This is a genomic window from Euzebyales bacterium (assembly GCA_035461305.1).
Taxonomy (GTDB): Bacteria; Actinomycetota; Nitriliruptoria; order Euzebyales; family JAHELV01; genus JAHELV01.
The window spans coordinates 1-1,610 of record DATHVN010000230.1 but is presented as its reverse complement, the minus strand read 5'-3'; the positions used below and the strand labels follow the sequence as shown (position 1 = coordinate 1,610).

The following is a 1,610-nucleotide window of genomic DNA, read 5'->3' as shown; positions in this document are numbered from 1 at the left end:
GCCGCTGATCACCGACGACCAGCGCCAGACCGCGCTGGACTATCTGGCCTCGGCGCGTGACGAGGGTGCGATGGTCGCGTGCGGGGGAGAGGTGCTCGACCGGCCCGGCTGGTTCGTGCGACCCGCGGTCATCGACCGTGCCACGGTCGAGATGACCGCGGTGCGCGAGGAGATCTTCGGCCCTGTCGTCGCCGTGCTCACCTTCCGCGACGAGGCCGAGGCCGTCGCGATGGCCAACGACACCCCGTACGGGCTGTCGGCGTCGGTGTGGACGAACGACCTTGGCCGCGCCCACCGCGTGGCGCGCGACATCGAGGCCGGTGTGGTGTCAGTCAACAGCAACGCCAGCGTGCACACGGGTGCGCCCTTCGGCGGCTGGAAGCAGTCGGGCTACGGCCGTGAGCTCGGCGTCGAGTCGCTGCGAGCCTACACGGAGCTCAAGAACGTCTACGTCGACATCGCCCCATGACCGTCCGAGACCGTTTCTGGGGACGCGCCCCAACGCCGGGTCGGCCGGACGTCCCCAGCACTCGGGCTTCCCACGCCCGGGGTCACGCGGGCCGCATCGGTCAGTGAGGCCGCGCAAAGGCGTGGCGCAGCTCGGCGAGGAAGCCTTCCCAGTCGTGCAGGAACCGGTCCCAGGTCAGCTTGAGCACGAGCCAGCCGCCGGTGCGGGCGATGGCGTTCTCGCGGCGAGCATCGCGATCGAGCTGGTGGCGCGTGCTGTGCGCCACGAAGCCGACGCACTCGATGGCGACCCGCGCGGCTGGGAACGCGATGTCGAGGTGGACCGTCCGGCCGTCGATCGTCGGGACCGCCAGCGGCGCGGCGCCGGGGAACAGGCCGGCAGTCTGGAGCCTCTCGCGAACCCGGGCCTCGAAGATCGAGTCGCTGCCGTCGGAGGCGAGCCGGCGTAGGACGCGCAGCAGTCGCGCCCGGCCCGGCACCCCAGGCATGGTGTCGAGGCGCGCGATCACGTCGTCGTGCACGAGCAGTCGGCGCTGCCGGGCGTCGATGGCGAACGCCAGCAGGCGATCGTCGGTGCTGTCGTGCGCCTGCGAGATGAGCCAGAACGCCGGTGTCAGCACGACGATGCCATCGATGTCGTGCACGTCGCCGGGTCCCATGTGCCGTGACCGGCGGACGAAACCGACGTCGATCCTCACCCGCTGATGGTGCGGGAGCAGCAGGTGTGGACGGGCTGGTGGTCGGCGCGCCAGCCCGTAGAGCCACGCCGCGGACGGACCGCGCGCCGCGGCGTCCGCCCGGCAGGCGGTCTGCGCCGCGACGAGATCGGTGCCGTGGTCCCATGTGGCGCCGGGGAGCAGGAAGACGTGCTCGTAGGGGTTGCGCCAGCGTTCGCGGCGGGCCCTGGCGAGTACCGTCTCGGGCGTCAGCCCGACCCGCGGACCCCAGCGCACATCGACGACGCCGCGGTGGCGACGCGCATGGTCGTACAGGTGGATCCAGCTCATCGCCGCAGCGTGCGTCAGACGTCGTCCGGCCGCGAGGTCCACACCCGTCGTCGTGTGGATGACGGTGCGGTGGCCCCGGCGCACGCCGTTCGGACGCTCTCTGGGACGTTGTGACGTGTCAGCGTTGGGGGACGT

General features: G+C 71.8%; 2 protein-coding genes. One reads left to right on the top strand and one right to left on the bottom strand.

Features of this window, described 5'->3' with window-relative positions; all coding sequences use genetic code 11:
• A partial coding sequence (locus VK923_20740) for an aldehyde dehydrogenase family protein (GenBank protein HSJ47107.1) occupies window positions 1-469 on the top strand: 469 nt, incomplete at its 5' end.
• Window positions 470-569: 100 nt separating this feature from the next.
• Here VK923_20740 and VK923_20735 read toward each other — a convergent pair.
• Window positions 570-1,610 (bottom strand): hypothetical protein (locus VK923_20735; GenBank protein HSJ47106.1); only part of this gene is annotated, 1,041 nt, incomplete at its 5' end.